Source organism: Eudoraea sp. (assembly GCF_049665975.1).
GTDB lineage: Bacteria > Bacteroidota > Bacteroidia > Flavobacteriales > Flavobacteriaceae > Eudoraea.
Genome location: NZ_JBATGR010000496.1, coordinates 1 through 2,612, shown reverse-complemented (window position 1 = coordinate 2,612; position 2,612 = coordinate 1). Strand labels below are relative to the sequence as shown.

At 37.7% G+C, this 2,612-nt stretch carries 3 protein-coding genes; 2 read left to right on the top strand and 1 reads right to left on the bottom strand.

Annotated features, from left to right (window positions below; translation table 11 throughout):
* Together WBN20_RS15845 and WBN20_RS15840 are read left to right on the top strand one after the other, a co-directional pair.
* Positions 1-585 (top strand): alpha-L-arabinofuranosidase C-terminal domain-containing protein (locus WBN20_RS15845; protein WP_424282382.1); only part of this gene is annotated, 585 nt, incomplete at its 5' end.
* Positions 586-611: 26 nt separating this feature from the next.
* Positions 612-2,123, top strand: coding sequence for a TolB family protein (locus WBN20_RS15840; protein ID WP_424282381.1), 1,512 nt, complete (start codon positions 612-614; stop codon positions 2,121-2,123).
* Positions 2,124-2,221: 98 nt separating this feature from the next.
* On the opposite strand, the gene WBN20_RS15835 is transcribed toward WBN20_RS15840, so the two are convergent.
* A partial coding sequence (locus tag WBN20_RS15835; RefSeq protein ID WP_424282380.1) for a heme-binding domain-containing protein occupies positions 2,222-2,612 on the bottom strand: 391 nt, incomplete at its 5' end.

Here is a 2,612-nt window from a genome sequence, read left to right as displayed (position 1 = left end):
GATGTGGAACCAGGCACGAACCCGGGGTTTCTTTATCAGCAGAACACCCTTAGGGATGCTCTTGTAGCTGCCCTGGGACTGAATATTTTTAATAATCATGCCCGACGCATCAAGATGGCAAATATTGCTCAAACTGTAAATGTCTTGCAAGCCATGATCCTTACCCGGGAGAATCAAATGGTAAAGACCCCTACTTTCTATGTGTTCAAGATGTACAAGGTACATCAGGATGCAATACATCTGCCAACTGAAGTAGCTTCTCAAAATTATGAAAATGAAAATGGTCAAATACCCGCTTTGTCGGTTTCGGCTTCGAGGGATAAGAATGAAAATGTAAATATTACCATTGCCAATGTAGATCCCAATAGGAATTTGCCAACCTCTATTGAAATTCCTGGAATGGAAAATTGGGGCACGATCACTGCCAGTATTATTACTTCTGACAAAATGAACGCACTAAATGATTTTGGTAAAGAGGAGCAGATTCATATTCAAAAGTTTTCGGATTACAAAAAAAATCAGTCAGGGATTCAGGTAAATATACCTTCAAAATCAGTGGTATCACTAAGTGTTAGCAGCAATTAATTTTAATTAGAATAAAGCTATATCTAATGAAAATCTCAAAACTATATTACCTACTTCTAAGCTGTACTATTTTAGCGATTAATGCGGTACAAGCCCAGAACCAAATAGGAATTTTTGATAACAACAGCGATATCGGCGATTGTAGGATAAAAGGTTTTTCAGAATATTCTGTAGAAAATCAAACCTATAAAATTGGTGGCTCAGGAACCAATATGTGGTTTGGGAAGGATGATTTTCAATATTTATGGACCACGATCCAGGGCGATTTTATTCTTAGGGCTGAAGTGAAGTTTTTGGGAACCGGAATAGATCCACATAGAAAGGTTGGATGGATAGTCAAAAACAATTTAGATGCAAATTCAAAACACGTGAATGCCACTACGCATGGAGATGGTCTTACCAGCTTGCAATACCGCAGAGAAATAGGAGGGGAAACCAGCGAAGTGATTTCTTCAGATACTTTTCCGGATGTTATTCAATTGGAAAGAAGCGGTAACACCTATATCATGTCTACAGCCAAATATGGGAAAGAATTTACAAGTGTGGAATTAAAGGATATGGAACTGAACAAGGCTGTTTACATCGGAATTTATATTTGCTCTCATAATCCGGAGGTAATGGAAACAGCAGAATATAGAAACGTTAGAATTATCAGGCCGGTTGATCCGGATTTCACACCCTATCGCGATTATCTCGGCAGCAACCTGGAAATTATGGATGTCGTTACCGGGCATCGTAAGATTATCTATAAATCTGCACATTCCATTCAGGCGCCTAACTGGACAACCGACGGAAAGAGATTAATATACAATTCCAAAGGGCATTTGTATAATTACGAAATTTCTTCCAATACTATTTCACCCTTGAATACGGGTTTTGCCATAAATAACAATAATGACCATGTCCTCACATTTGATGGTACACTTTTGGGGATTAGCAATCATAATCCGGATGATGGCAGAACCTCTGCTTTGTATTACTTACCTGCCGAAGGGGATTCTATACCGAAAATGGTCACAAAACCAGGAGTAGGGGCATCATATTTACATGGTTGGTCACCTGATAATAAAAAAATGGTGTTTACCGGTAATCGAAATGGAGCGTATGATATTTACACCATCGATATAGATTCCGGTAAAGAACATCAGCTTACCTATCAACCTACTTTGGATGATGGACCTGAGTATAGTCCTGATGGTGAAACCATTTTTTTTAATTCTACCCGTTCCGGTAAAATGAAACTTTGGAAAATGAAAGCAAATGGCGAAGATCAGACGCAGTTGACTTTTGACGAATACAACGATTGGTTTCCGCATATCAGCCCGGATAAAAAATGGATTGCCTTTATTTCCTTTCCCAAGGATATAGACCCCGCTGATCATCCGTTTTACAAGCATTGTTTATTGCGTATAATGCCATACGAAGGAGGAACACCAAAGGTAATTGCATACATCTATGGCGGACAAGGTTCTATTAATGTACCAAGCTGGTCTCCGGATAGTAAAAAAATAACATTCGTAACCAATACCAAATTATAACTTTGGTTTAGGTAATAACTTCAGTTCTTTTTGCAAATATTACTTAGGATGTTAACACACAACATGTCTGGGATATCCTTAGCAACCTAAAATTCTCTTTAATTTTTTCTCTTAGGCATTACCAGGCTATCTGCCGGATAGTTTTCTTTTAGATAGTTCATTTGATTTTTTGCCCAAACTATAATCTTTTGCCTTTGATCTTCTGAAAGATCAGCTTCTTTATGTAAACCTAAATTGGTATAAGAGGGTAATGGCATTTCTTTCTCATCTACCATTTCAATAATTTCTTCAAATTTATGATTCTGAATGGCTATGGGCATTTTGACAAAAGTTGAGAAATTTAAATGTTTCTTCCCATCTATCACATGATCATTAAGCCACCATGCTACCGGTTGTACATTTGCGTACCATGGGTATTCCGTTTTATTGGAATGACAGTCATTGCAGGAAAACTGTAATAATTGGTTTACATCATCGGGATCCTCATAT